At 72.2% G+C, this 26,444-nt stretch carries 30 protein-coding genes; 15 read left to right on the top strand and 15 right to left on the bottom strand.

The genetic code is table 11. The features are described from left to right. Positions 1-4: 4 nt before the first annotated feature. From AC6JBM_RS21585 to phnD, 4 genes are read right to left on the bottom strand one after another with little or no spacing between them, the layout of a single operon-like run. On the bottom strand, positions 5-1,129 hold the full coding sequence (locus tag AC6JBM_RS21585) for a TIGR03364 family FAD-dependent oxidoreductase (RefSeq protein WP_497985379.1): 1,125 nt from the start codon (positions 1,127-1,129) through the stop codon (positions 5-7). Continuing rightward, positions 1,126-2,850, bottom strand: a complete 1,725-nt coding sequence (gene phnE, locus AC6JBM_RS21580) for a phosphonate ABC transporter, permease protein PhnE (RefSeq protein WP_497985378.1) — start codon at positions 2,848-2,850, stop codon at positions 1,126-1,128. Before phnE ends, AC6JBM_RS21585 begins: the two co-directional genes overlap by 4 nt. Continuing rightward, positions 2,847-3,629, bottom strand: a complete 783-nt coding sequence (phnC, locus tag AC6JBM_RS21575; RefSeq protein ID WP_497985377.1) for a phosphonate ABC transporter ATP-binding protein — start codon at positions 3,627-3,629, stop codon at positions 2,847-2,849. Before phnC ends, phnE begins: the two co-directional genes overlap by 4 nt. Positions 3,630-3,639: 10 nt before the next feature. Beyond that, positions 3,640-4,572, bottom strand: coding sequence for a phosphate/phosphite/phosphonate ABC transporter substrate-binding protein (gene phnD, locus AC6JBM_RS21570; RefSeq protein WP_497985376.1), 933 nt, complete (start codon positions 4,570-4,572; stop codon positions 3,640-3,642). Between the two features lie 158 nt (positions 4,573-4,730). Here phnD and AC6JBM_RS21565 point away from each other — a divergent pair, with 158 nt between their 5' ends. Next, positions 4,731-5,477, top strand: coding sequence for a GntR family transcriptional regulator (locus AC6JBM_RS21565; protein ID WP_497985375.1), 747 nt, complete (start codon positions 4,731-4,733; stop codon positions 5,475-5,477). A gap of 141 nt (positions 5,478-5,618) precedes the next feature. After that, positions 5,619-6,104: a hypothetical protein gene (locus AC6JBM_RS21560; protein WP_497985374.1), complete on the top strand. Its 486-nt coding sequence runs from the start codon at positions 5,619-5,621 to the stop codon at positions 6,102-6,104. Here AC6JBM_RS21560 and AC6JBM_RS21555 read toward each other — a convergent pair. From AC6JBM_RS21555 to AC6JBM_RS21525, 7 genes are read right to left on the bottom strand one after another with little or no spacing between them, the layout of a single operon-like run. Then, the gene (locus AC6JBM_RS21555) at positions 6,101-6,361 is read right to left on the bottom strand and encodes a hypothetical protein (RefSeq protein ID WP_497985373.1); all 261 of its coding nucleotides are present in this window, start codon (positions 6,359-6,361) and stop codon (positions 6,101-6,103) included. The two genes, AC6JBM_RS21560 and AC6JBM_RS21555, sit on opposite strands and share 4 nt — an antisense overlap. Then, positions 6,319-6,792, bottom strand: a complete 474-nt coding sequence (locus AC6JBM_RS21550) for a hypothetical protein (protein ID WP_497985372.1) — start codon at positions 6,790-6,792, stop codon at positions 6,319-6,321. Before AC6JBM_RS21550 ends, AC6JBM_RS21555 begins: the two co-directional genes overlap by 43 nt. Beyond that, positions 6,789-7,442: a hypothetical protein gene (locus tag AC6JBM_RS21545; RefSeq protein ID WP_497985371.1), complete on the bottom strand. Its 654-nt coding sequence runs from the start codon at positions 7,440-7,442 to the stop codon at positions 6,789-6,791. The genes AC6JBM_RS21550 and AC6JBM_RS21545 overlap by 4 nt, the downstream gene beginning before the upstream one ends. After that, the gene (locus AC6JBM_RS21540) at positions 7,442-8,335 is read right to left on the bottom strand and encodes a hypothetical protein (RefSeq protein WP_497985370.1); all 894 of its coding nucleotides are present in this window, start codon (positions 8,333-8,335) and stop codon (positions 7,442-7,444) included. Before AC6JBM_RS21540 ends, AC6JBM_RS21545 begins: the two co-directional genes overlap by 1 nt. After that, positions 8,332-9,186 carry an ABC transporter ATP-binding protein gene (locus tag AC6JBM_RS21535; RefSeq protein WP_497985369.1) on the bottom strand — a complete coding sequence of 285 codons (855 nt, stop codon included), beginning with the start codon at positions 9,184-9,186 and terminating at the stop codon, positions 8,332-8,334. Before AC6JBM_RS21535 ends, AC6JBM_RS21540 begins: the two co-directional genes overlap by 4 nt. Then, a complete protein-coding gene (locus tag AC6JBM_RS21530; RefSeq protein ID WP_497985368.1) occupies positions 9,183-10,025 on the bottom strand; it encodes a zf-HC2 domain-containing protein in 843 nt (280 codons plus the stop codon). The genes AC6JBM_RS21535 and AC6JBM_RS21530 overlap by 4 nt, the downstream gene beginning before the upstream one ends. Further along, positions 10,022-10,576 carry an RNA polymerase sigma factor gene (locus AC6JBM_RS21525; RefSeq protein WP_497985367.1) on the bottom strand — a complete coding sequence of 185 codons (555 nt, stop codon included), beginning with the start codon at positions 10,574-10,576 and terminating at the stop codon, positions 10,022-10,024. The genes AC6JBM_RS21530 and AC6JBM_RS21525 overlap by 4 nt, the downstream gene beginning before the upstream one ends. A 331-nt stretch (positions 10,577-10,907) precedes the next feature. On the opposite strand from AC6JBM_RS21525, the gene AC6JBM_RS21520 reads away from it, so the two are divergent. From AC6JBM_RS21520 to AC6JBM_RS21460, 13 genes are all read left to right on the top strand, one after another. Then, entirely contained in the window at positions 10,908-11,861 is a 954-nt protein-coding gene (locus AC6JBM_RS21520; protein WP_497985366.1) for an ABC transporter permease, read from the top strand. Positions 11,862-12,038: 177 nt separating this feature from the next. Then, positions 12,039-12,830 (top strand): ABC transporter ATP-binding protein, encoded by a 792-nt coding sequence (locus AC6JBM_RS21515; RefSeq protein WP_497985365.1) that lies wholly within the window; start codon positions 12,039-12,041, stop codon positions 12,828-12,830. After that, positions 12,830-13,639, top strand: coding sequence for an ABC transporter permease (locus tag AC6JBM_RS21510; RefSeq protein WP_497985364.1), 810 nt, complete (start codon positions 12,830-12,832; stop codon positions 13,637-13,639). Before AC6JBM_RS21515 ends, AC6JBM_RS21510 begins: the two co-directional genes overlap by 1 nt. A 51-nt stretch (positions 13,640-13,690) precedes the next feature. After that, entirely contained in the window at positions 13,691-14,842 is a 1,152-nt protein-coding gene (locus tag AC6JBM_RS21505) for an ABC transporter substrate-binding protein (protein WP_497985363.1), read from the top strand. Between the two features lie 122 nt (positions 14,843-14,964). Then, complete coding sequence (locus AC6JBM_RS21500) at positions 14,965-15,756, top strand: IclR family transcriptional regulator (RefSeq protein WP_497985362.1); 792 nt, start codon at positions 14,965-14,967, stop codon at positions 15,754-15,756. 50 nt (positions 15,757-15,806) lie between these two features. Further along, positions 15,807-17,291 (top strand): NAD-dependent succinate-semialdehyde dehydrogenase, encoded by a 1,485-nt coding sequence (locus tag AC6JBM_RS21495; RefSeq protein WP_497985361.1) that lies wholly within the window; start codon positions 15,807-15,809, stop codon positions 17,289-17,291. Then, positions 17,288-18,115: a nitrilase family protein gene (locus AC6JBM_RS21490; protein WP_497985360.1), complete on the top strand. Its 828-nt coding sequence runs from the start codon at positions 17,288-17,290 to the stop codon at positions 18,113-18,115. The genes AC6JBM_RS21495 and AC6JBM_RS21490 overlap by 4 nt, the downstream gene beginning before the upstream one ends. 90 nt (positions 18,116-18,205) lie before the next feature. Next, complete coding sequence (locus AC6JBM_RS21485; protein ID WP_344513343.1) at positions 18,206-18,769, top strand: amino acid synthesis family protein; 564 nt, start codon at positions 18,206-18,208, stop codon at positions 18,767-18,769. Further along, positions 18,766-20,133 (top strand): aminotransferase class III-fold pyridoxal phosphate-dependent enzyme, encoded by a 1,368-nt coding sequence (locus AC6JBM_RS21480; protein ID WP_497985359.1) that lies wholly within the window; start codon positions 18,766-18,768, stop codon positions 20,131-20,133. Before AC6JBM_RS21485 ends, AC6JBM_RS21480 begins: the two co-directional genes overlap by 4 nt. Before the next feature lie 15 nt (positions 20,134-20,148). Beyond that, positions 20,149-21,567, top strand: a complete 1,419-nt coding sequence (gene hydA, locus AC6JBM_RS21475) for a dihydropyrimidinase (RefSeq protein WP_497985358.1) — start codon at positions 20,149-20,151, stop codon at positions 21,565-21,567. Positions 21,568-21,588: 21 nt separating this feature from the next. Then, the gene (locus AC6JBM_RS21470) at positions 21,589-22,596 is read left to right on the top strand and encodes an LLM class flavin-dependent oxidoreductase (RefSeq protein WP_497985357.1); all 1,008 of its coding nucleotides are present in this window, start codon (positions 21,589-21,591) and stop codon (positions 22,594-22,596) included. Beyond that, positions 22,593-23,309: an NADPH-dependent F420 reductase gene (npdG, locus tag AC6JBM_RS21465; protein ID WP_497985356.1), complete on the top strand. Its 717-nt coding sequence runs from the start codon at positions 22,593-22,595 to the stop codon at positions 23,307-23,309. Before AC6JBM_RS21470 ends, npdG begins: the two co-directional genes overlap by 4 nt. Beyond that, complete coding sequence (locus tag AC6JBM_RS21460) at positions 23,306-24,136, top strand: nitrilase-related carbon-nitrogen hydrolase (protein WP_497985355.1); 831 nt, start codon at positions 23,306-23,308, stop codon at positions 24,134-24,136. The genes npdG and AC6JBM_RS21460 overlap by 4 nt, the downstream gene beginning before the upstream one ends. A gap of 90 nt (positions 24,137-24,226) precedes the next feature. Here the strand turns inward: AC6JBM_RS21460 and AC6JBM_RS21455 are convergent, their stop codons facing one another. The 4 genes from AC6JBM_RS21455 to AC6JBM_RS21440 form a co-directional block, all read right to left on the bottom strand. Next, positions 24,227-24,553, bottom strand: coding sequence for a hypothetical protein (locus AC6JBM_RS21455; RefSeq protein WP_497985354.1), 327 nt, complete (start codon positions 24,551-24,553; stop codon positions 24,227-24,229). After that, positions 24,474-24,698 carry a hypothetical protein gene (locus AC6JBM_RS21450; protein WP_497985353.1) on the bottom strand — a complete coding sequence of 75 codons (225 nt, stop codon included), beginning with the start codon at positions 24,696-24,698 and terminating at the stop codon, positions 24,474-24,476. The genes AC6JBM_RS21455 and AC6JBM_RS21450 overlap by 80 nt, the downstream gene beginning before the upstream one ends. Before the next feature lie 148 nt (positions 24,699-24,846). Further along, positions 24,847-25,743, bottom strand: coding sequence for a nitroreductase (locus AC6JBM_RS21445; RefSeq protein ID WP_497985352.1), 897 nt, complete (start codon positions 25,741-25,743; stop codon positions 24,847-24,849). A gap of 278 nt (positions 25,744-26,021) precedes the next feature. Next, the gene (locus AC6JBM_RS21440) at positions 26,022-26,369 is read right to left on the bottom strand and encodes a hypothetical protein (RefSeq protein ID WP_497985351.1); all 348 of its coding nucleotides are present in this window, start codon (positions 26,367-26,369) and stop codon (positions 26,022-26,024) included. Positions 26,370-26,444: the final 75 nt, after the last annotated feature.

Below are 26,444 nucleotides of genomic sequence, written 5' to 3'. Positions count from 1 at the left end.
GTCCTTATCCCAACAACTCGGTGATGACGGCCTCGCCCAGGCCGAGGCCGGTGGTCATGCCGATGCCGGTGGTGACCGACACGATCCGCACCCCGTCGGCCGGGGCGGCGATGAGGAACTCCTCCGGCGCGGAGGCGTAGACGCCCTGCCACCGCTCGCGGATCGGCAGCCGCTCGACGCCGAAGAGCTCCTCGGTGACGCCGGCCAGGGCGGCGAAGGAGGGCTCGGCCTGGAACGGCGCCACCGCGGTGCCGCGGTAGTGGGTGTCGCCGACGACGAGGGTGCCGTCGGGGCGCTGGGTGTACATCTGGTTGAGATCCAGCGCGTAGAGCTCCGGGTGCTCGGTGGCGAGCCGCTCGCGCAGCGCCTTGGCGGCCGGGGTGGCGTTGCTCGCCGAGTACCGCAGCAGCGACCAGCCGGTCAGCACCGGGTGCGGCAGCGGCGCGCGCAGGGCCGCGGGCTCGGCCAGGAGCATGTCGAGGCCGCACCGCACCACGCCGGCCCCCTCGGCGACGTCGGGGTAGAGCTGGTCGACGTCGTGGCCGACGGCGAACACGATCGCGCCGGCGCGGATCGGGCCGCGGGACGTGTGCAGGACGCCGTCGCCGGCGCCGAGGGCCGCCGTGCGCCAGCGGAACCCGGCCCCGGCCGCGGCGAGGTGCCGGGCCAGCGCCGGGGCCGCCTCCCGCGGGTCGACCTGCAGGTCCCGGGGCAGGAAGGCGCCGCCGGTCGCGCCCCGCACCGGCGCGCGCTCGGCGACCTCGCCGGCGTCGAGCAGGGTCAGGCCCGGCTCGTCGCGGCTCCAGTCGTCCAGCACGGCCAGCTCGTCGGCGGCCCGGGCCACGACCAGCGTGCCGGACTCGAGGGCCCAGAAGCCGGCCCGGCGGGCGTAGCGCAGCCACAGCTCGCGGGACCGCTCGGCGTACTCGCGGGCCCGGCCGGTCTGGGCGGTGACGCAGGCGTGCCCGAAGTTGCGGACGCTGGCCCCGGTGATCTCGGTGGCGCGGTCGACGACCACCACGCGCAGGCCCCGTTCGAGCGCGGCGGCCGCGTGCCCGAGCCCGACGATGCCGGCGCCGACGACGGCGAGATCGAAGGGCTCGTCGGACATCGTGAGCGAGCCCGTCACCGCAGCGCCCGGCGGATGACCATGGAGGTGCCCTCGACCACCAGCACGACGAGCACGAGCACGATGACGAACGCGGTCACCTGGTCGTAGCGCGAGACCCGGGTGGCGTCGATGAGGTAGTAGCCGATGCCGCCGGCCGCGACGATGCCGAGCACGGTCGCCGAGCGGATGTTGCTGTCGAACAGGTACAGCGTGTGCCCGACGAGGGCCGGCACGCTCAGCCGGGCGGTGGCGGAGAAGAACACCTGGGTCCGGGTACCGCCGACGGAGCGCACGGCGAGCTGCGGGCCGGCCGGCGTCTCCTCGAGCGAGTCGGCGATGAGCTTGCCGAGCAGCCCCACGCCGACGAAGGCGAGGGCGATGGTGCCGGCCTGCGGGCCGAGGCCGGTGATGATGATGAGCACGATGGCCAGGATGAGCTCGGGGACCGAGCGGATGACGAGCAGCAGCAGCCGGGCGAGCGCGCGCACGACGCCGCCGGGGGCCGCGTTGCGGGCGGCCAGCGGCCCGATCAGCAGCGAGAACACGAGGCTGAGCAGGGTGGCCGCGGCCGCGATCTCCAGCGTGACGAGCAGCGCGTCGAAGACGTTCGTCCAGGTGCGCGGCTCGATCGACGGCGGCCAGGTGCGCTCGAGCAGGAACGGGATCTGGCCCCAGAAGCTGAACAGGTCGAGCCACTTCGCCTCGGACCCGATCACGGCGGCGGCGATGACCACGGCCGCGGCGGTGATCGACGCCGTCGACGCGATCCGGTCGCGGGACCAGGGCCGGCGCATGGCGGCCGCCACGGCGGCGGCCCGGTCGGCTTGCGGGTGCGGCACCGCGGGCGCCTCGCCGGGGTCGCGTGGCGCGCGGGGGAGCCGGCGGGCGAGCCGTGCGCCGAGGCTCCGCCCCGTGGGCGCCGAGCCGAGCAGCCGGGCCCGGATGACCGTCGAGACGATCTCGAACACGACGCACAGCCCGAAGATGACCAGCGCGAAGGCCATCGCGCGGCGGTAGCTCAGCGACTCCAGCGCCAGGCGCAGGTCGTAGCCGAGGCCGATGATGCCGGCGTAGCCGAGCAGCACCGAGCCGCGCAGGTTGATGTCGGCCCGGTGCAGCGTGGTGGCGATCCACGACGGCAGCACCTGGGGGAAGATGCCGGACCAGAACTCCTGGGCCCGGGAGGCGCCGGTCGCCCGGATCGCCTGGCGCGGGCCCTCGTCGATCTGCTCGATGGCGTCGGCGAACAGCTTCGAGATCATGCCGATCGAGTGCAGGGCGATCGCCAGGATGCCGGGCAGCGAGCCGAGCGTGAACAGCAGCACGAACAGCATGGCCAGCACGACGTCCGGCACCGCGCGGGCGACGACGCCGACGGCGCGGCCGATCGGGATCAGCCACGGCGCCGGGCTGGTGTTGCGGGCCGAGATGTAGGCGATCGGCATGGAGATCAATGCCGACAGGACGGTACCGCAGAGCACCACCCCGAGCGTGATCCCGATCGACCGGACCAGCTCCGCCATGGGCGGGAACCGCAGCGGCAGCACCCGGTCGAGGAACGGTCCCACCTTGTCGACGCTCTCGGTGAACGTCTCGGCGGTGAAGCCGATCCGGGCCAGCGACCAGACCGCGAACACGAGCAGTCCCGCCGCGAGCACGCCGGCGACCACGGAGGCCTTCGACGGGCCCGGGCGCCGGGGCGCCCGCCGCACGTCGAGCGAGGGGAGGGTCGTGCTCACTTGGACTCCGCCAGCGACGCCGTCATGCGGCCGTAGATGCGCATCGCCGTCTCGCGGGTGAGGTTCGCGGCCGGCTCGTCGAGCACGACGCCGCCGTTGCGCATGCCGACGATCCGCTGGCCCCAGGCGAGCGCGATCTCGACCTGGTGCAGGCTGCACACGACGGTGAGCTGGTTCTCGGCCGCGATCTCGCGCATGAGCGCCATCACCTGGTCGCTGGACTCCGGGTCGAGCGAGGCGACCGGCTCGTCGGCGAGCAGGATCTCCGGCCCCTGCATGAGGGCCCGGGCGATCGCGACCCGCTGCTGCTGGCCGCCGGAGAGCGCGTCGGCGCGCTGGTAGGCCTTGTCGAGCAGGCCGACCCGGTCGAGCTGGGTGAGCGCCCGGTGGCGCAGCTCGCGCGGGTAGGAGGCGATGCCCAGGCGCGGGCCGCGCAGGCCGGCCAGCGCCCCGGTGAGCACGTTCTCCAGCACCGTGAGCCGGCTGACGAGATGGAACTGCTGGAAGACCATGCCGATGCGGCCGCGCATCCGGCGCAGCTCCCGGCCGTGCAGGCCCGCGAGGTCCTGGCCGAGCACGGCGAGGCGGCCCGCGCTCGGCGTCTCCAGCCCGTTGATGTGGCGCAGGAGCGTCGTCTTGCCCGAGCCCGAGAGTCCGAGCAGGACGACGATCTCACCGCGCTTGACCGTCAGTGACACGTCCCGCAGGGCGGCGACCTGCCCGAAGGTCTTGCTGAGCCCGTGCACCTCGACCGCGGGTGCCGCGTCACTGACCGTCATTGTCGTGTCCTCAGCCGTTGCAGGCCGCGGCCTTGGTCTGCTTGCACAGATCCCGGATGATGTCGTACTTCGCGTCGTCCACCGGCGCCAGCGCGTAGAAGGTCTTCTTGAAGTTGTCGCTGTCCGCCCCGGCGATCCCGGCCGACTTGATCTGGTCGATCGTGACGTTCTGCAGGCCCGAGACGAGCTTCTGCTTGAGGTCGGCCGGCAGGGCGTCCGACAGCGTCATCGGCGCGCCGATGACGAACGTCTTGTTGATGACCTTCAGGCCCTTCTGGGCCTCGACGGCGACGTCCTCGGCGAAGCCGGCCTCGCACTCGCTGCCCTGGGAGACCTTGAGCGCCGACGCGTCGTGCTTGCCCGCGAAGACGGGCGTGACGTCCTTGGTCGGGTCGATGCCGGCCTTGAGCAGGTTGTAGCTCGGGTACAGGTAGCCCGAGGTCGAGGTCTGGCTGACGAAGCAGACCTTCTTGCCCTTGAAGTCCTCGATCTTGCTGATGGACGAGCCCTCCGGGGCGATGGCCTCGGAGTAGTAGCCGGGCTCCTGGCCCTGCTTGGTGATGATGGAGGCGAACGGCGTGATCTTGGCGCCGTTGTTCTTCGCGGTCACGTACGTGAAGCCGGAGAAGCTGGCGATGTCGACCTTGCCGGAGACCGAGGCCTCGATGAGCGCGGCGTAGTCCGACGACTCGCGGTACTCGACCTTGAGCCCGGAGATCTTGGCGATGTAGTCCTGCAGCGGCTGGTAGTTCTGCTGCGTCGACGCGGTGTCGGGCACCACGCCGAAGACGAGCGTGCCGGAGTCCTTGGCGAACTTGCCCGACGCGGCCGAGGAGCCGGCGTCGGCGGAGGTGCTGCTGTCGTCGGAGGAGCATGCGGCGGTGCCGGCCAGCAGCAGTAACGCGGCGGCGGCACCGAGCACGACTCGGGTGAAGATCTTCATGGTCAACTCCTCGTCGATGTCCCCATAGGCGGCCGCCAAGGTAGGGACGGGAGGTGAACGGGCCGGGAACGCGTCGGCCAACGGCGGAAAACGAGTCTCAAAGGTTCGGACCTGTTATGGCTTTGTTATCGAACCGGCGTCGCCTAAGGTAGGACCCCATGTCGGCGTCGCTCCACCGCTCGGGTATTCCGGTTCACGGCCGCGTGCCGAAGTACTACGCCGTCAAGGCCCTGATTCTCGACGAGATCGCCCACCTCGGCGTCGGGGCGCCGCTGCCGCCGGAGCGCGATCTCGCCGGCCGCTTCAACGTCGCCCGCTCGACGGTCCGCCAGGCGATCTCGGAGCTCGTGGTCGAGGGCCGGCTCACCGCCCAGCAGGGCCGCGGGACCTTCGTCGCCCGGCCCAAGCTCATCCACCCGCTCTCGCTGACGAGCTACACCGAGGCACTGCGGGCGCTGGGTCACGAGCCGTCCCGGATCGTCGTCGCGCTCGAGGAGGTCCCGGCCGACGACGAGATCGCCGCGGCCCTCGAGATCGCGCCGGGCGCCCCGATCGTGCGGCTGGAGCGGGTGCTGCGGGCCGACGGGGAGCCGCTTGGGCTGGAGACCACGTACCTGCCCGCGCGGCGGTACCCGGCGCTGCTCGATCGGTTCGATCCGAGCGGCTCGCTGTACCGCTTCATGCAGGACGAGCTCGGCGTGGTCTGGGCCGAGGCGACCGAGCGCATCGAGACCGCGCTGGCCAGCCCGCGTGAGGCGTTGCTGCTGCAGACCAATCCGGCCCTGCCGATGCTGCTCATGCAGCGGCTCAGCCGCGACCCGGCGGGCATCCCGATCGAGCGGGTGCGGTCGTTGTACCGCGGCGACCGCATCGGCTTCGAGACGCGCTTGATCACGCAACGATAAGCGGCCGGTCGCTCACCCGGGGCCGGGGATTCACCTGGAGACCCGACAGTTCCGGCCCGGGTCATATCGACGCATGTTCATCGGTACCGTGGCCGCCGCCGTCGCGGCCGCGGGACTCACCGCCGCGACCGCCCCGCGACGGTGGCCACCCAGAACTTCGACTCGCTCGCCGGGCAGCTGCAGCCGGCGCTGGACGAGTCGATCCCGGCCGGCACCCTCGGCTGGACGCACGCGGCCCGGGCCGGCTGGTCCGTCGCCGTCAAGTCGAGCACGGCCGACGGAGTGCGTGAGTGGCGCGGCCGGTCGTTCACCACGATGCCGTTCGGGACCGCGGCCGACACCCAGGACCGCGGCAACTTCACCCGCGCGAGCGGCGTGTTCGCGGTCGCCGACCCCGACGAGTGGGACGACCGCGGCAACCCGACCGCGAGCACGACCTTCGACTCGATGCTGTCCGGCCAGCCGGTCGCGATCCCGTCGGGCACCAGCGCCCTGTACCTCGGCTTCGCCGGCCACTACCGCCAGGAGGGCAACCAGAAGGCCGACGTCACCGTGTCCTTCGACGGCGGCGCCGCGAGCACCATCGTCCACTATGGACCGAACGTGGCCGACGCCCAGAACGCCTAGGTGACCCGCGCCGTCAACGTTCCCGCCGGTGCCACCACGGCCCGGTTCGCCTGGCGGCTCCACGACGCCGCGAGCAACTGGTACTGGGCCATCGACGACGTCACCGTCGCCGACACGCCGATCAGCGCGCCGCCGCCCTCGGTGCCCAACCCGGTCCCGGCGCCGACGCCCAGGTCGGGCAGCCGTTCACCGCCGTGCGCACCACCCGGGCCACCTACGCCGGCGAGCGCTGGCTCATCGAGGTCGCCACCGACCACGGCCACACCGACGCCGGCGGCCACGGCGGCAACTCGATCCCCGAGCGCCGGACCTTCGTCATCGCCAACGGCCCGGCATCGCGGCCGGCCAGCGCCCGATCGACACCCGGCTCGTCGACGTCGCGGTGATCGCACTCGGCCACGTGGTCGTGAGCGTCAACCCCGCGTGGAACCTGGACGGCCGCTCGCTGTTCACCACCCGCGCCGACGACTTCGACGCCGCCTACCGGGCCCTGTCCGGCCGCGTCGACGAGACCGTCATCCCCGCGGGCGTGCCCGGCTTCGCCCACACCGGCGCGGCCGGCTGGACCATCGACAACGGCCGCATGCCGACAGGCGGCGTGACCGAGCGGCGCGGCTGGGCCCTGACCCGTGACCTTCCGCAGGTACGACGCGAACAACACCTGGTACTGGATGCTCGACGGCGTCACCGTGCGCTGACGCTCCGAGAACGGGGCCGTCCGGCCATCGCGGCCGGGCGGCGCCACGGGCGGCCGTCGCGGATCAGGGCCAGCGCGAGCGCGACGGCCCCGGCCCCACCGGCGACGGCCCACCCGCGGGCGCTGAGCGTCCAGTCGCCGAAGCCGCCACCGAACGCGTACGGGAAGACGGGCACGTGCCGCTCGATCGGCCGGACCAACGCCCAGACCGTGACCGCGGGAACGACCGCGATCGCCCAGCGCTGCCCGGGCGTGGCCTCGCCCCGGGTCCGGCGCCAGGTGACCCACGCGGTCGCGATGATCGCGGCGGCGTAGCCCTGCCCGAGGACGGCCCAGGGGTGGCCGTACAGCTCCGTCCGCGCCCACCACACCGCCGCCGACCAGGCGGCGAGCAGCACCGCGATGCCGCTCGCCCGGGCCAGGGTGCGCCACGCCAGGCCGCGGGGCGCGGGGTCGACCACCGCGGCGGCCGGCTCGTCGAGGCACCAGCCGACCGCGCCGGCGAGCAGGCCGACCGCGGTGCCCTGCAGGGGCCAGAGCGTCCAGTTGTCGTAGCGGACCGCCGCCAGCAGCCCGGCGATGAGCAGGGCGGCGACGGTGACGAGCGGCCAGGGCACGGCCCGCGCGGCGTGGCGCGGCATCAGACGTTCGGGCCGGAGAGCGGGTTGAACGCCGCGTCGGGCAGCCCGAGGACCATGGTGAGCACGAGGGCCAGCACCGCGGCTGCGGTGGCCGCGGCGATCAGCAGGCGCAGCCGCGCACGGTTCGACTCCGGGTCGTGGTAGACCGCGACGAGGAGGCCGAGCCCGCACAGGGCCAGCAGGTAGACGATCCACAGCAGCGGCGAGCCGGGCAGCGCGACCCAGTGGCCGGTGCCGTTGTTCCAGCCGAGGGGGCCGTACCAGTAGGTCCACGGCCAGATCACCCGCCACCGCCAGGTGGACTGGAAGTTGCCCTGCATCAGGATCGTGACCAGCACGACCAGCACGACCGCGAGCGGGGTGACGCCCCGGCCGGGCAGCCAGCGGGCGATGAGCAGGCCGAGCAGCGGCCCGCCGACGGCCGGCACCACGCCGAGCGCGAACATCACCGCGAAGACGTGCCCGGCGCCGAACGGCCCGAACGGCACCGTCGAGGGGGACGGCGGGTTGACCTGGTAGTCGACCAGGGCCGCGGCGTACCACACGAGGGCCGTCAGCAGCGGGACCACGACGGACGCGGCCAGGGCCGCCGTGCGGGTGCGCTCCGGGACGGCGACCGAACCGGCCGCCGCGGCCGCACGGTCGGACCGGCGGGTCAGGCCGGCCATGATGATCAGGCCGAGCACGCCGAGCACCGCGGCCGGCCCGATCATGCTCATGGTCGAGGACTCGCCGCCGCCGGACGCCGCGCCGGGGTCGACGAAGCCGATGACGGTGACGACGGCGAGCAGGGCCGCGCCGAGCCAGTACAGCTTGGCGGTGAGGTAGTGGCGGATCTCCTGCCGGGCCAGGACGCCCAGCATGGGCTCGGTGGGTGTGACGGAAGCGGTCATGCCGCGGCTCCTTCGGGAGTGGCGCTTCTGAGCAACAGGTACGCGTCCTCGACCGTGGGCTCGACGGCGGAGGAGCCGGCGGCGGGCCGGCCGCCGACCGATCGGATGAGCCCGGTGCCGGTCCGCCAGGTCTGCACCGCGCCGGGGCTGGGCGCGGCGCCCTGATGCACCCGGCCGGCGGCCGTGGCGAGCAGCTCCGGCACGGTGCCGTCGAAGCGCACCCGGCCGGCGTCGAGCACGACGACCCGGTCGCACAGCGCCGACACGTCCTCGGTCTGATGGGTCGAGATCAGCACGGTGCCCGGCCGGCCCGAGAGCAGGCCCCGCAGCGAGGCGCGCTGCTCCGGGTCGAGGCCGGTGGTGGGCTCGTCGAGGATCAGCAGCGCCGGATCGCCCAGCAGCGCCTGCGCGATCGCCAGCCGGCGCCGCTGCCCGCCGGAGAGCGCCTTCACCTTGACCGTGGCGCGCTCGCCGAGACCGACCAGGCCGAGCACCCGGCGCACCTCGTCGTGCCGGCGCGCGGTGTCGCCCCACTCCTTGAGCACGGCGATGTAGTCGAGGAACCCGAACGCGGTCATGCCGCGGGGGAAGACGACCTCCTGCGGTAGGTAGCCGATCCGGCGGCGGGCCTCGGTGCGCTCGGCGTGCGAGCCGGTGACGGCGTGACCGGCCACGGTCACCGTGCCGCTGCTCGGCGCGAGCGCGCTCGACAGCACCCGCAGCATGGTGGTCTTGCCGGCGCCGTTGGGGCCGAGCAGCCCGACCACGCCCTCGTCGAGCCGCAGGGTCGTCGGGTGCAGCGCGACGGTCCGGCCGTACTGCTTCGAGACGTCGGTCAGGGTGGCGGTCATCGGGCGGCTCCATGGGTGGTGGTGACATGCACGAGCACGACGGCGAGGACGGCCACGGCGAGGGCCGAGCCGGCCTGGCCGGCGGCGGTCGTCACGGCCTGGATGCCGCCGGCCCCGGCCGCGGCGGAGGCGGCGGCCAGCCAGCCGGCCGCCACGACCGCACTGGCGACCCGGGCGGTGAGCCAGGTCAGCAGGATCAGCGTGGCCACGGTGAGCGCCAGACCCGGCAGCAGCCAGGTGGCGAAGTAGCCGTGCAGCGCCGGGACGGCCAGGGCCGCCGCGACGGTCAGCGGCACCGCCGCGGTGAGCGCGGCCGTGGTGCGCAGCAGGGCGAGCCGCAGCTTGGAGAAGGGTGTGGTCGCGGTGACCTCGCGGAAGGGGTCGGTGGTGTCGTACGTCGCGACCACCGCCAGCACCGGGATCAACGGCGCGAGCAGCAGGAACAGTGCCGGCGGCCCGCCCGGCAGGCGCACCGGCGCGAGACCGGTGAGGAAGGCGCAGCACACCGCGGCGCCGACCGCCACCGACCAGGACAGCAGCAGGTCACGGGCGGCCCCCACGACGACGAGGTCCGACTCCGGCACCCCGAGCCGGGCGAGCACGCGCAGCGGCCAGGGTCGCCGGGGCCGGGTGACCTCGGCGTGCACCGCGGTCCAGAGCGCCCCGGCGTCGGGCACCAGCGGGCGGGCACCGGCGCGGCAGTCCGGGCATGCCGTCACGTGCTGCTCGAAGGCCGTCTCGGCCACCGGGTCGAGCTCCCCGGCCGCATACGCGCGCCAGGCCCGCTCGTCGACGTGCCAGCTCATGCCGCCGCCTCCGCTTCGCTCCGTGACGCTCATGCGAGTCCCTCCATCAGCTGCCGGCGCAGGCGGGCCTTGGCCAGCCGCACCCGGCTCTTCACCGTGCCCTGCGGCACCCCGAGCAGCAGCGCCGCTTCCCGCGTGCTGAGCCCGTCGAGCACGGTCACCTGCAGCGCCTCGCGCAGCTCCGGCGACAGCCCGCGCAGGGCCGCGCCGAGGTCGCCGTGCTCGACGGCGGCCAGCAGCTCGTCCTCGGCGCTGCGCAGGGCCGGCGACAGGGCGGCGACGACCTGCTGACTGACCGGCGTCGGCCCGCGCCGGCCCCGCAGCCGGGAGATCAGCTGCCGGATCGCGATGCCCCACAGCCACGCACCGACGTCGCCGTCGCCGCGGTAGTGCCGCGCCTGGCGCCAGACCGCGACGAACGTGTCCTGCAGGGCGGAGGCGGCGAGCTCCTCGTCGGGGGTGCGCCGCCGCAGCCGCAGCGCGAGCCATGCCGAGTGCCGCTCGACGAGCTCGCGCAGCGCGCGTTCGTCACCGGCCGCGACCTGAGCCATCAGGTCGGCGTCGCTCGGCGGAGGCGTCTGCATGCCTCCACTGTCGCGACCGGCGGCCCGAGCGGATCACCACAGGGGCGACACTCTCCCGGCGGTCGCCGGCCCGTAGCCGTCCGGCCGGGGGCGGGTTCGGCCGTTCGGGCGACGCGAAACCCACCTGAAATGCGCGGAAATACCCAGGTCATCAGCGGTTGGACGGCCCGCCGAAACGCGTGAGATCCGCGTTGCCGGATGCATTGACGTGCCCTGAGTCACGGCTCTATCGTGAACCACCAGTTCACTGAGTGATCCGATCCAACGGTTCACTGAGTGAAACACTACCGCCGGACGACGGCTCCCGAGAGGTTTCGGAGAGTGCCTGCACATGACCGCGACAAAGATCGTTCCGCCGCCGACCTCGGCCGAGACGGGGCGCGCCCAGCGCGGGCGGCAGCAGCTGGCGCAGGGCCGGTCCCTTCGCGGACCTAACGTGAAGAAACACGTCATCAACACCGTCGGCTCGATCGGGGTCGTCGCGCTGCTCGCCGGGCTCTGGGAGGGGTACAAGGCGCTCGGTCAGGCGGTCGGCGACGTCATCCCGGGGACCAAGATCGGCTTTCCGGTGGCCACCGACGACCTGTCGATGCCCCACCTCTCGACGATCCTGCACTCGCTGATCGAGCCGGCCCGGCGCGGCGACTCGATGTCCCTGGCCGCGTACCTGATCGGTGAGACCACGGTGACGCTGCGCGAGGCCCTCTACGGCCTCGTCGCCGGCTCCGTGCTCGGCCTGCTGCTCGCGATCGTGTTCCTCAACGTGGTCCCGATCAGCAAGGGCCTGATGCCGTGGCTGGTGGCCTCGCAGACGGTGCCGCTGGTGGCGATCGCGCCGATGATCGTGATCTGGGGCGGCAAGGCCGGCGCCCCGCCCTGGATCGCCGTGACCGGCATCGCCGCCTACCTGGCGTTCTTCCCGGTCACGATCAACACGCTGCGCGGGTTGAAGTCGCCGCAGAAGGTGCACCTGGAGCTCATGCACAGCGTGGGGGCCAAGCGCCTCCAGGTGCTGTGGTGGCTGCGCGTGCCGGCCTCGCTGCCGTTCGTGTTCGCCGGGCTCCGGCTGGCCGCGACGGCGAGCGTCGTGGGCGCGATCGTCGGCGAGCTGTCGGCCGGCACCGGTCGCGGCATCGGCCGGTCGATCCTGACCTTCGCCTACTACTACTCGAACGGCCCGGAGAAGCTCTACGCGGCCGTCCTCGTCTCCGCGGTCGCCGGCATCGTCTTCGTGCAGCTGCTGGGCCTGATCGAGCGATTCGCGCTCCGGCACCGCCATGCGTGAGCGGTCCAGCAAGAGCCAGAAGCCCATGGCTCGGACCGCGTCACCTGCGGACCGTCGCTCCCGCCAGGACGCCCGGTCTGGGTCGCATCAGCGAAGCCTCGCCGAGCCAGACTGGGCGCACCGGCGTCCGCGGTGGCAAGACCGCACCGAACCTTCGACATGTGCCTGGAGTAGCTGATGACTGAGCCCGCCATCATCTCCGTCCGCGGAGTCAACAAAGAGTTCAACAGCGGCGGCAAGCGCTCGGTGACCGCGCTTCAGAACATCGACCTGACGATCGAGCGCGGCGAGTTCGTGTCGCTGCTCGGCCCGAGCGGCTGCGGCAAGAGCACCCTGCTGCGCGTGCTGGCCGACCTCACCGAGCCGACCAGCGGCACGGTGACGCTCAACGGCAAGACGCCCCGCGCCGCCCGCGGCGACCGCGACTACGGGATGGTCTTCCAGCAGGCCGGCCTGTTCGACTGGCGCAGCGTCCAGCGCAACGTGGAACTGCCGCTGCAGGTCGCCGGGGCCGACAAGCAAACCCGCCGGGCCAAGGCGCAGGAGATGCTGGAGCTCGTCCGGCTCTCCGAGTTCGCCAAGCACTTCCCGTGGCAGCTCTCCGGCGGCATGCAGCAGCGGGTGGCGATCGCCCGCGCGCTCTCCGCCGACCCCGCGATCCTGTTCATGGACGAGCCGCTGGGCGCGCTGGACGAGATGAACCGGGAACGGCTGCAGGGCGAGCTGCTGCGGATCTGGGCCGACACCCGGACCACGGTCGTGTTCGTCACGCACAGCATCTCCGAGGCCGTCTTCCTGTCCTCGCGGATCGTCGTCATGTCGGCCCGCCCCGGCCGGATCGCCGCGAGCATCGACGTGGACCTGCCGTACCCGAGGACCTCGGCCACCCGTACCACCGAAGCGTTCTTCGCCAAGGTGACCGAGGCGCGCACGGCCCTGCACAGCGAGCTCGCCGAGCAGGCCGCCTGATGGCCGTGACCCAGGCCGTCCAGCCGTCCCGGCTGCGGGCCCAGCTCGGCCGCGTCCTGCCGGTCGTCGTCACCGCCCTGGTGATCCTCGGCGCCTGGCAGCTCGCCGTCATCGTGTTCGACGTCCCGTCGTTCATCCTGCCGACGCCGACCGCGATCCTGTCCGCGTTCGCCGGCCAGTTCACCACGATCATGTCGGCCTCCCGGATCACCGTCGAGGCGGTCCTGCTCGGCCTGCTCATGGGCGTGGCCTGGGGCGTCGTGGTGGCGCTGGTGCTGAGCCGGTTCCCGAGCATGTCCGGGCCCGTGCTCACGGTGGCCGTCATCATCAACTGCGCCCCGATCGTGGCCCTGGCCCCGATCTTCAACAACTGGTTCGGCGTCACCAGCCTGGTCTCCAAGGCCGGCGTCGCCGCCGTGATGGTGTTCTTCCCCGTTCTGGTCAACACGACCCGGGGCCTGCTGCAGGTCTCACCCTTGCACCTGGAGCTCATGCAGTCGCTGGCGGCCAAGCCCCGACACGTGGCGCTGATGCTGCGGCTGCCCAACGCGCTGCCCTTCCTGTTCAACGCGCTGAAGCTCGGCTCCACCCTCGCCGTCATCGGCGTGATCGTGACCGAGTACTTCGGCGGCCCGAGCAACGCACTCGGCGTCTACATCGCCTCGCAGGCGTCGCTGCCCCGGTTCGACTACGCCTGGGCCGGAATCCTCGTGGCGAGCGTGCTCGGCCTGGCCATGTTCGGCGTCGTGTCGCTGCTGGAGCGCCTCCTCATGCCCTGGCACTCCTCGCTGCACGACGAGAACCCGTAGGCGTCGCACCCCCGCAAACCCCCCCAAACTCTTCTCTGCTTTGGAGTCAGCATGTTCCTTCGTAGACGGCCGGGCCGGTTAGCAGCCGGTCTGAGCGCCCTCACGGCCACCGCGCTGCTCGCGTCCGGCTGTGGCGGCATGTCCGACAGCGGCACGCAGGCCGCGTCCGACGCCGGCAAGGACTGCACGTCGAAGACCAAGGTCCGGGTCGTGCTCCAGTGGGTCGCCCAGGCCCAGTTCGCCGGCTACTACGCGGCGAAGGACAAGGGCTTCTACGACGCGGCGTGCCTGGACGTGACCATCCAGGAGGGCGGCGTCAACATCGTCCCCCAGCAGGTCCTCTCGTCCGGCAACGCCGAGTTCGCGGTCAGCCACGTCACCAAGACGATGGCGACCCGCGAGCAGGGCGCCGACCTGGTCAACATCGGCCAGGTCTTCCAGCGCGGCGCGTACCTGCAGGTCGCCTGGGCCGACTCGGGCATCAAGACCCTCGCCGACCTCAAGGGCAAGAAGACCGGCAGCTGGGGCTACGGCAACGAGCTGGTGCAGTACGCGGCGATGCGCGGCGCGGGCGTCGAGCCGACCAAGGACACCCAGATCATCCAGCAGCCGTTCGACATGTCGCTGCTGCTCAAGCGCGAGGTCGACAGCGCGCAGGCGAAGACGTACAACGAGTACGCCCAGCTGCTGGAGACCAAGAACCCGAAGACCGGCAAGCTGTACCAGCCCTCGGACTTCACCGCGATCAGCCTGCAGGACGCCGGCTACACCAGCCTCGAGGACGGCATCTACAGCCGCGGGGACTGGCTCAAGGACCAGGCCAACCAGGACACCGCGGTGAAGTTCCTCAAGGCGTCGTACCAGGGCTGGGCCGCCTGCCGCGACGACCTCAAGGGCTGCGTCGACATCGTGCTCAACCACGGCAGCGCGCTGGGCACCGGTCACCAGACCTGGATGCTCACCGAGGTCAACAAGCTGATCTGGCCGTCGCCGAACGGCATCGGCGCGATGGACCAGAAGTCGTGGGACTCCACCATCGACATCGCGATCAAGGGCGGCGTGCTCAAGAGCAAGCCGGACAGCAGCGCGTTCCGCACCGACCTGTCGGACAAGGCCCGCGAGGAGCTCAAGGCGTCCGGCGTGGACGTCGTGGGCAGCTCCTACAAGCCCGAGACGCCGACGATCACCGAGGGCGGCAAGTAGCCGCGCGGGGTGCCGGACGGGGTCACGGCCTCGTCCGGCATCCCGGCGGCCCGCCGCGCCTGCCAGGATGGCATCGAAAGAATTGCCGCTGACGATGACATGCGGATAACGGGAGGTACTCGATGGCATCTGGTGAAGCCGGGCTGGTCCGGCGCACCATCTGGCTGCTGCGCGCGGTGGCCGCCCACCCCGAGGGCGTCGGCCTCAGCGAGGTCGCGCGCGAGGCGGGCATCCCGAAGGCGACCTGCTACCGGGTGCTGACCGTGCTCGAGCGGGAGAGCTGGCTGACCCTCGACCCGGTGACGCGGCGGTACCGCGTGTCCCTCGGCCTGCTGTCCATCGTGGGCGGCCTGCTCGACGGCGGCGGCGCCTACGGCCACATGCGCGACGTCCTGCGCGGCCTGGCGGGGGAGACCCGGGAGACGGCGGGCTTCGACGTCCTGCTCGCCCCGAAGGTGATGGTCGTGGCCCAGGTGCCGGGACCCTCGCTCATCGGCCAGACCCTCAAGCCCGTGCCGCGGACCCAGCCCGTCTGGGCCACGTCCACCGGCAAGGTGCTGCTGGCCGCGCTCGACCCGGCCGAGGTCCGCGCCGACTTCGCCGAGGAGTTCGCCACCCACGCCCCGCCGGAGGTCGGCGACCTGGACGCGTTCATGGACTCGCTGGCCGCGGTCCGCGCCCGCGGGTTCGCGTTCGCCTACGACGAGCTCGAGGTCGGCGCGGCCTCCGTGGCCGCGCCGGTGCGAATCCGGGGCGCCACGCCGTACGCGGTCTGGATCGGCGGCCCCACCTACCGGCTCACCCGCGACAGCATCGACGACGTGGCGGAGTCGGTCATGAAGGCCGCCCGGCAACTCAGCGAGCTGCTCAGCAATACCGACATCGAGCTGCCCAGTGGGCTAGGCCGGCTGTAACGCCGGCGACGGACCGGACCGGCGACGACCGGCCGGTGGAGGAGGAAGCAATGGCCGCATTTGACGAGGCGCTGGCCGCGGCGACGGCGGTGGCCGGCCGGGTGCCGAAGGGCCTGTACATCGACGGCGAGTGGCGGGCGGCCCAGGGCGGCAAGACCTTGGGCGTCGAGGACCCGGCGACCGGCTCGGTGATCGCGGAGGTCGCCGACGCATCCGTCGCCGACGCGCTCGACGCCCTGGCCGCCGCCGACCGGGCCCAGCACGCCTGGGCCGCCACGGCACCGCGCGAGCGCGGCGAGATGCTGCGCCGGGCGTTCGAGCTGATGGTCGAGCGCCGCGACGACCTGGCCCGGCTGATGACCCTGGAGATGGGCAAGGCCTTCGCCGAGTCGCAGGCCGAGGTCACCTACGCGGCGGAGTTCTTCCGCTGGTTCGCCGAGGAGGCCGTCCGCATCGACGGCGGCTACCTGCCGGCCCCGGCCGGCGGCTCCCGGGTGCTGCTCATGCGCCAGCCGGTCGGCCCGTGCCTGCTCATCACCCCGTGGAACTTCCCGATGGCGATGGGCACCCGCAAGATCGGCCCCGCGCTCGCGGCCGGATGCACGGTCGTGGTGAAGCCGGCCAAGCAGACCCCGCTGTCGATGCTGGCGCTGGTGGCGATCCTCGAGGAGGCCGGCGTCCCGCGGGGCGTGGTCAACGTGTTCACCACCGCCCGCTCGGGCGAGGCCAGCTCGGCGCTGCTCGACGACCCGCGGCTGCGCAAGGTGTCGTTCACCGGCTCGACCGAGGTGGGCCGGACCCTGCTGGGCCAGGCCGCCCAGCGGGTGCTGCGCACGTCCATGGAGCTCGGTGGCAACGCGCCGTTCCTGGTCTTCGACGACGCCGATCTCGATCTCGCCATCGAGGGGGCCGTCCAGGCCAAGATGCGCAACGTCGGCGAGGCCTGTACCGCCGCCAACCGCTTCTATGTCCACCGCTCCGTCGCGGAGCGGTTCGTCGGCGGCCTGGCCGAGCGCCTGGGCCGCCTGCGCGTCGGGCACGGGCTCGACCCCGCGACCGAGGTGGGCCCGCTCATCGACGGCAACGCCGTGAAGTCGGTCGGCGAGCTGGTCTGTGACGCGACCGCGGCCGGCGCCCGGGTCGTGACCGGGGGAGCGGCCGTCGCCGGCGACGGCTACTTCTTCGCCCCGACGGTCCTGGCCGACGTGCCCGTCGACGCCCGGACCGTCCGCGAGGAGATCTTCGGCCCGGTGGCCCCGATCGTGGTCTTCGACGCCGAGGACGAGGCGGTCGGCCTGGCCAACGCCTCCGAGTACGGCCTCGCCTCCTACGTCTTCACCGAGAACCTGGCCCGGGGCCTGCGCGTCAGCGAGCGCCTCGAGAGTGGCATGGTCGGGCTCAACCAGGGCGTCATCTCCAACCCGGCGGCGCCGTTCGGCGGGGTGAAGCAGTCCGGCCTCGGCCGCGAGGGCGGGCGGGTCGGCATCGACGAGTACCTGAACATCAAGTACACGGCCGTCCGGGCGGCCTGGTGACCGGCTTCATCCTGGCCGGCGTCCAGTGGGAGCCGGTCCTCGGTGACGTCGAGGGCAACCTCGCGGCCTCGTCGGGCTGGATCCGGCGGGCCGCGGCCGAGGGGGCCCGGCTCGTCGTGCTGCCCGAGGCGTCCTCGGCCGGCTACGTGTTCGCGGACCGGGCGGAGGCGGCGAAGTACGCGGAGCCGATACCCGGCGGTCCCACGAGCACCGGCTGGGCCGCGCTCGCGGCGGAGCTGGGGATCTGGATCGTCGGCGGCCTGACCGAGCTCGACGGGGACCGGGTCTACAACGCCGCGGTGGTGCTCGGGCCGGACGGCCACCTGGGCACGTACCGCAAGGCCCACCTGTGGAACGACGAGAAACGCATCTACGACCCCAACACGGCCGGCTTCCCGGTGTTCGACACCCCGCTGGGGCGCATCGGCGTCGGGATCTGTTACGACGCCTGGTTCCCCGAGACGTTCCGCAGCGCGGCCGTACAAGGTGCGGATCTTCTCGTGCTGCCGTCGAACTGGGTGCCCGTGCCCGGGCAGCCCGACACCGGGCCGGCGATGGCGCACCTGATGTGCATGACGGGCGCGCACAGCAACCAGTTCTACGTCGCCGGCATCAGCCGGATCGGCGTCGAGCGCGGGCAGGAGTTCGTCGGGCGGTCCGTGCTCGTGGGCCCCGACGGCTGGCCGCTGGCCGAGCCCGCGAGCCGCGACCGCGAAGAGCTGGTGCTGGCCGAGGTCGATCTCGTCGGCACCCGTCGCGAGCGCCGGGAGAACCCGTTCAACCAGCCTCTGGCTGACCGGCGCACCGACCTCTACTCGAGCTGAGCTTCGAGTCCTCACGGCTCTTGACAGTCCCCCGCAGTGTCTACAGTATTTGAACCGACGGTTCGTTGAATGAACCACAGAGGAGTGATCGTGATCAGGGTCCGGAAGATCGTTCGCCACCTCGAGGAGACCTGGCTCGAGAACGGTCAGGACGTGCAGCCCCGCCACCGCGTCGCGTTCGTCGGGGTCGTCATCGAGAACCCCTACCCCAGCGAGTACGTGCAGGATCTGGTGACCCTCGCCGACGAGCTGGGCGAGGAGATCGGCAGCCTCATCGGCCCGGCCTGCGTCGAGCTGCTGGGCGACGAGGTCGAGGCCTTCGGCAAGGCGGCGCTCGTCGGCATCGACGGGGAGCTCGAGCACGGCTCGGCGCTCATTCACAACCTGCGGTTCGGCAACATGTTCCGCAACGCGGCCGGCGGCACCGAGCTGCTCCCGGCGGCCGAGAAGGTCGGACTCACCGGCAGCCCGATCGACATCCCGCTCAAGCACAAGCTGGACTCGAAGACCCGCTCGCACCACCAGACGGTGACGCTGCAGGTCGCCGATGTCCCGCGGCCCCGCGAGATCTTCGTGATCGTCGCCGCGGCCAACGCCGGCCGCCCGCTCGCCCGCCTCGCCACGTTCGGCGCCGAGGTCAAGGCCGGCGCATGACCATCACCGAGCACCAGATCGGCACCGACGCCTGGACCGCGGAGCGGGTGAAGGCGGTCGACAAGGAGTACGTCATCCACTCCTGGTCGGTGCAGGGCTCGCTCGACCCGATCCCCGTCGCCGGCGGCTCGGGCTCGTGGTTCTGGGACTACGACGGCCGCAAGTACCTGGATTTCCAGTCGCAGCTCGTCAACCTGAACCTGGGCCACCAGCACCCCCGCCTCGTCGAGGCGATCCGCGCCCAGGCCGAGGAGCTGTGCTACATCGGCCCCGGCTTCGCGGAGCGCTCGCGGGCCGAGCTGGCCGAGATGATCGCGCACCTGACCCCCGGCGACCTGAAGATGAGCTTCTTCACCACCGGCGGCGCGGCGGCCAACGAGAACGCGGTGCGGCTCGCCCGCCACGTGACCGGCCGGCACAAGATCGTCGCGCGGTACCGCTCCTACCACGGCGCCACCGCCGGCGCGATGTCGCTCACCGGCGACCCGCGCCGGTGGGCCGCGGAGCCGGGCATCAGCGGCGTGGTGCGGATGCTCGACCCGTACACGTACCGCTGCCCGGCCGGGCACCCCGACCCGTGCCCGGTCTGCTCGGGCGGGCCGCACCTCGAGGAGATCCTGCAGTACGAGAACCCCGAGACCGTCGCCGCCGTCATCGTCGAGCCGGTCACCGGGACCAACGGCCTGCTCTACCCGCCGGACGGGTACCTGCGGTCGCTGCGCGAGGTCTGCGACCGGTACGGCATCATCCTGATCTTCGACGAGGTCATGGCCGGCTTCGGCCGCACCGGCGAGTGGTTCGCCTGCAACCACTGGAACGTCACGCCCGACATCCTCATCACCGCCAAGGGCCTGAACTCGGGCTACGTCCCGCTCGGCGCGATGACGGTGAACGAGCGGATCTCCGAGTGGCTGCGGACGAACATGTTCTGGGGCGGCATGACCTACGCCGGTCACCCCCTCGCGTGCGCGTCCGGCGTGGCCTCGCTGCGGATCATGCAGGACGAGGGCGTCGTGGACAACTCGCGGGCGATGGGCGAGCGCCTCGGCGCCGGCCTGGCCCAGCTGGCCGAGCGGCACCCGAGCATCGGCGACATCCGCGGCCGCGGGCTCTTCTACGGCGTCGAGCTGGTGAAGAACCGCGCGACCAAGGAGCCGCTCGTCCCGTTCAACGCCAAGGGACCCGCGGCCGCCCCGGTGGGCAAGCTGCTCAAGGCCGCGATGGAGCGGGGCGTGTACCTCACCGCCAACTTCAACGTCCTGCGCCTCACGCCGCCGCTGGTCATCAACGCCGCCGAGATCGACCTGGCGCTCGGCGTGCTCGACGAGGTCCTCGCCCTCGCCGACGAGCACTACCAGGGCTGAACTGGAGAGATGGCTATGGGATCGACACTGATTCGCGGCGGTAGGGTCGTCAACGCCGACGCGGCCATCCGCGCCGACGTGCTCGTGCGCGACGGCCGGATCGTCGCGCTCGGTATCGGTTCGGACTGGACCGCCGACACGGTCATCGACGCGACCGGCATGCTCGTCATCCCGGGCGGGATCGACGCGCACACGCACCTGGAGTACCCGATCGACGGGTTCACCACCAGGACGGCCGACGACTTCTACACCGGGACCGTCGCCGCCGCGCACGGCGGCACCACGACGATCCTGGACTTCGTCAAGAAGGAGCCGGACCGGTCGCTGTACGACACGTACCTGCGCCGCCGCGACGCGGCCCAGGAACGCTCCGTCGTCGACTTCGGTCTGCACGCCATCGTCCCGCCCCGCGCCCAGCAGCCCGACGTGCTCGACGACCTGCGCCGCCTCGCCGGCGAGGGGGCGGCCAGCTGGAAGTTCTTCATGGCCTACCCGGGCACCCAGATGGTCGACGACGGTGAGCTGCTGGAGGGCTTCGACCTCGCCCGCGAGCTCGGCGTGCTGCCGATGGTGCACGCCGAGAACGGGCACATGGTGGCCCGCGAGACCCAGCTGCTCATCGAGCGCGGCGACACCGCCGAGCACTTCCACGCGACCGCGCACGGCCACGACTCCGAGGCCGAGGCCGTGCACCGCGCGATCGTCCTCGCCGAGTCGGTGGGGGCGCCGCTGTACGTTGTGCACGTCTCCAGCGCCGCCGCGGCCGACGAGATCAGCCGGGCCCGGGCCGACGGCCGCCGGGTGTGGGCGGAGACCTGCCCGCAGTACCTGCAGGTCGCCTACGAGGACTACGAGGGCCTCGGCGAGAAGGCCGCCGCCTACCTGTGCTCGCCGCCGATCCGCGAGCGCAGCAACCAGGAGGGCCTGTGGAAGGCGCTCGTCACCGGCGCGGTGGCGACGGTCGCGACCGACCACGCGGGCTTCTGCCTGCACCAGCCCGACGACCTGCCCCCGCAGAAGCTGCGCAGCCCCGGTTACTTCCCCAAGGTGCCCAACGGGGTGCCCGGCATCGAGGACCGGCTCATGGTGCTCTGGGAGGGCGGCGTGGCGAGCGGGCGCTTCGACGCCTGCCGCTTCGTCGACCTGGTGTCGACCCGGCCGGCCAAGCTCTTCGGCCTGTTCCCCCGCAAGGGGATCGTCGCCGTCGGGGCCGACGCCGACCTGGTCGTGTGGGACCCGAACGCCGACCACGTCATCACCACCGAGAACACCCACATGCGCACCGACTACAACCTCTACGACGGGATGCGGGTCACCGGCAAGCCGGTCCACGTCCTGTCCCGCGGCGACCACCTGGTCGGCGCCGACGGCTCCTTCGACGGCGCCGCGGGCCGCGGATCCTTCGCCGAGCGCGGCGCGCCGCACCTCTTCTGAACGGATTCTGAACGGAGCGTTATGAAGATTCCTCTTGGCATCCACGTCGGCGAGCGGCTCAGCCTCGAGCAGACCTACTGGCAGGCCGAGTTCGCCGACCAGAACGGCTTCGAGTCGGTCTGGGTCGCCGAGGGGCGCCTCGCCCGCGACGGCATCGTGCCGGCCGCGATCATCGCGAGCAAGACCCGCCACGTGAAGATCGGCACCGGCGTCGTCAACAACAAGAGCCGCAACGCCTCGCTCATGGCGGTCACCTTCAAGACCCTCGACGAGGTCGCGCCCGGCCGCGCGATCCTCGGCATCGGCGCCTGGTGGGAGCCGCTGGCCACCAAGGTCGGCCAGCCCCTCGTCAAGCCGATCGCGTCGATGCGCGAGTACATCACCGTCCTGCAGTCGTTCTTCCGCAACGAGCTCGTCGAGTTCGAGGGCGACTTCGTGCAGATGCGCGGCGTGCGGTTCGACAGCATGTACCGCGAGAACAAGCCCGTCGACATCCCCATCTACATCGGCGCCGTCGGCCCGAAGATGCTCGAGCTGGCCGGTGAGATCAGCGACGGCGTGCACATGGACTTCCTGCTGCCGCCGTCGTACCTCGTCGGCGCCCGCGCGGCGATCGAGCGCGGCATTGCCAAGCGCACCGACGGCAAGACGTCGATCGACCTCACCCAGATCGTCTCGTGCAGCATCAACGACGACGACCCGCAGGAGGCCATCGACGCCTGCAAGGCCTTCCTGACGCTGTACCTGTGCCAGCAGCCCCACATCGCCGAGCACTGCGGCGTCGAGCGCGAGCTGGTCGACCGGCTCCAGGAGATCGCCGGCTGGCCCGCGACCCCCGAGGACATCAAGCGCGCGATGCAGCTCGTCCCCAACAGCCTGGTCCAGAACGTGACCGCCTGTGGCTCGACGGACGACGCGTTCGAGAAGCTGATGTCGTACCACGAGGCCGGCGTCCGCAGCCCCATCATCTCGACGCTGGGCGACAAGGAGCAGACCCTCACCCGGCTCGCGCAGGCGGCCAAGGCATGAGCCTCACCACGATCGCCGTCATCGGCGGGACCGGTCCCCAGGGCCGCGGCCTGGCCTACCGCCTGGCGCGCGCCGGACACTCCGTCGTGCTCGGCTCCCGAGACGCTTCGCGTGCTTCGTCGGCCGCGGTGGAGCTGGGGCACGAGCTCGAGATCGGCTCCGTGGAGTCGCGCCGGGTGGCCGGGGACATCACCGGCGCGTCGAACCTCGATGCGGCCGCCTCCGCCCCCGTCGTGCTGCTCGCCGTGCCCTACGACGGGCACACCGAGCTGGTGTCGTCGCTGGCCGGTGTCCTGGCCGGGAAGATCGTCATCAGCTGCGTCAACCCGCTGGGCTTCGACAAGCAGGGCCCGTTCGGCCTCGACGTCGCCGCGGGCAGCGCCGCCGAGGAGGCCGCGTCCCTGGCCGGCGACGCCACGGTGGTGGGCGCGTTCCACCACCTCTCGGCACCGCTGCTGCTCGACCCGGACGCGGATCTGAGCCACGAGGACGTCCTGGTGTGCGGCGACGACCGCGAGGCCAAGGAGCTCGTCATGGGCCTGGCCGCCGACGTGACCGGCGGCCGGGGCGTCGACGCGGGCCGGCTGCGGCTGGCCCGTCAGCTGGAACCGCTGACCGCCGTGCTCATCTCGGTGAACAAGCGGTACAAGACCCGGTCCGGGGTGTCCATCACCGGCCTGACCCAGGCCTCCCACGAGAGGGTCCCAGCGTGAAACTCGCCGCACTGCAACTGCAGGCCTCCAACGACCGCAAGGAGACGATCGGCCGCGCCGCCGACCTGATCGACGACGCCGCCGGCCAGGGCGCCCGGATCCTGCTGCTGCCGGAGCTCTTCGCCGTGCCGTTCGTCCAGCCGGAGCCGGACCTCGACTACTTCGAGCTGGCCGAGCGCATCGACGGCCCGTCGAACCAGATGGCCGCCGAGCGCTCGCGGCAGCACGGCATGACGATCGTCTCGTCGATCTTCGAGGCCGCCGACGTGCCAGGCGTGTACTACAACACGGCCTGCACCTACGTGGCCGGCGAGCTCAAGTCGGTGTACCGCAAGTCGCACCTGCCGTTCTCCAACGGCTTCCCGGAGAAGTTCTACTTCCAGCCCGGCGGCACGGAGCCCGAGGTCGTCGACACCGGCGAGACCGGCGTGGGCACCATCATCTGCTACGAGCGCCACTTCCCCGAGCTGAGCCGCATCGTGGCCCTGCGCGGCGGCTCGGTGCTCTGCGTGCCGGTCGCCTCGGCCAGCGCCCCCATGCGCGAGGTCTTCCAGCTGGAGCTGCGCGCCCACGCGGTGTTCAACGGCCTGTTCGTGATCTGCTCGAACCGGGTCGGCAAGGAGGGCGCCAAGGACTACTTCGGCCTCAGCGCCGTCTACGGCCCGGACGGCGACGTGCTGGCCCAGGCGGCGGACGGCGCCGACGGCCTGGCGGTCGCGGAGGTGGACCTCAGCCTGATCGACCGCACCCGGCGCAAGCGGCCGTTCCTGCGGGACCGGCGGCCCGAGCTCTACTCGCGCCTGACGAAGATGGGCCCGACGGCCTGACCCCCAAGCCGGTGCGGCGCATGCGATGTCGTGCCTCATTGCATGCGCCGTGCCGCTCCACCTTGCCCCTGCGTTCCGCGTTCGCGGCGCCTATGGGGCGAAGCGATCGACCTGCTCCTGGATCTGGCCGGCGAAGCCCTCCGCCATGGTGAGCTGGTCGCGCAGGTTCTGCACGCGCGCCTGGGCGGCCTGGTGGAACCCGTGCAGCCGGTCCAGCAGCGCGGCGCGGACCCCGCCGGCCGGTGCGGGCTCGGCGGCGAGGGAGTCGAGGATGTCGAGCCGGCGGTGCGGGAGCCGCTGTTCGGCCCGGTTGGCGGTGAGCCGGAGCGCGCGTTCGTCAGCGCCGGTTGTACCGGCGTACCAGAAGGAAGACGACGACGGCGATGACTGCGATACAGCAGAACCCCGGCGTCGCATAGCCGAGCGCGTAGGCGATGTCCTGGGCGCTGCCTGCGGCGGTGTCCCTCCCAGTCCCGGCCCAGGCGGGATCGCCGATGGCGGTCGAGGCGGCGAGACCGGCGGTGGCAGCGCAGAGGTATGCCGGCAGGGCACGGAAGATCATGGTCGGGCAGCGTAGATCCTCGATCTCGCCGGCGCAATCGGCTGGAGTGGCCAAACGTCTGCGCCTCAACCGAAGCCTCGCGCTCATGCCGCCGGCAGAGCGCGTCGGCTGCTGGCCATGGCAGCGGCGGCGCCGCGAGCCGGGGATGTCAGCATCGATCGATGATTTGGGCGGCCGGTGCGCGGCGCGGGCCGGACGGCGGCGCGGCGGCGCGGCCGAGGCGCAGCAGCAGGTACGGGTAGCCGACGCAGCCGATCATCACCTGGACCGCCTGCCGCGTGGAGACCACCTCGACGGCCGCGCTGAGGGGTAGGACGGAGACGCCGGCGGCGGTCGCGGTCAGCCAACCGGCGGACAGGGCCTCGCCCGCGCGCAGCCAGTCCTCCGGCTCGTCGGTGTGGCCGTACAGCAGCGCGAACGTCGCGCCGCGGCCATCGGCGAGGCCCACCGGCCCCGCACCGGTTGAGCGGTCCGCCGGGCCGGCCGGTGCTGGGCGGCCGCCGGAGGCGACCCGGGCAAGCTCGAGCACCTCGTCCGGGTAGAGCACGTGGAGCGACGTCTCCTCGGCCCGCACCGCGGAGGTGACGGCCTTGAGCTGCGCGGCTGCGATCGGCGCGCCGGTAACCGGCGTCCGGTCGGTGCGGCGCAGGGGGATGCTGCTCATGAGCGGCGCATCCTCCGGCTCGGCCGGCGAGCGCTCCTCGAGCCGCAGCGACGCGAGCCTGTCCGGGTCGGCGGGGTCAGGCCGGCGATTCGTCGTGAGCCGCCAGCCCGCCGCCGCCAGCGCGATCCGGGCATGATGCAGGGCTGCCCCGCAGCTGATGATCGCCAAACGCCCGTCGACGTCGACGTCATGGTCGATGCGGGTGCGGTCGAGGTGCAGGGCGAGCGTGTTACCGGTCAGCCGCCACCGCCACGGCTGGCTGTCGAGGATCGAAGGCGCGAACCCGGCCGCGTTGGCCGCGGCCAGGAGCGCATGGACCACGGCCTGGGCGCCGATCGGGTGGATCGTCGCACCGCCCGGCGTCGCCGCGCCCGACTTCACATTCGCCGGACCTGTCGAGTCGTGCCGACGATCGGGCCTGGGTTTGAACTGCATGACCTGCATTGGGCAGAGACCTCCGGACCAGCGCCGCAGAAACGGCGGGTGAAGGCGAGAAGGAGTAGTCGCCCCGGCCACATGCGGCCGCATGACCACGGGCCGCGGGCTCAGCCTACGCCTGTGCCCGCGCAGACCCTGTGACGACCGTCGCGTTGGCTCCCGCGGCGTCCGCATCCGCCGCGAGGGGGCGAACCAGCAGCACCGGCCGGCCGGCAACGTCGTCAGCGGCCGGTGGGCGGGATCAATGAGGTGGTGCCGAGGCCCCACAGCGTCCGGCCCCACCAGTCACCGACCGCCGGCTCGTCCTGCCACCGCCGGTCCGGCCCGAGCCGGTTGCGGAACGAAGCCTGGGCCTCCATGAGGAACGCCAGATACCGTTCGGCGAGGCGGAGCAGGTCCGGCGACGGGTCCGGCTCGCGGCAGATGACCAGCAGGCCGCGGGCGACGTCGTCGGCGCAGTACCCGTGAGACGTCCGCGGCCTGCTGTGCTCGCGGAGCCGTCCGGAACGGTCATCTGGCGGGTGCGGCGCCGGCCGGCGAGCGCAGATGGCTTCCCCGGCGCTGGTCATCCGGTGCGAGACCATGCGTCGGCGATCGCTCCGGGTTGTGCCGAGACGACAGATCAAGGGTTTCCACCGTACACG

This window comes from Dactylosporangium thailandense, from assembly GCF_059739745.1.
This window is presented reverse-complemented; position numbering and strand designations above follow the sequence as displayed.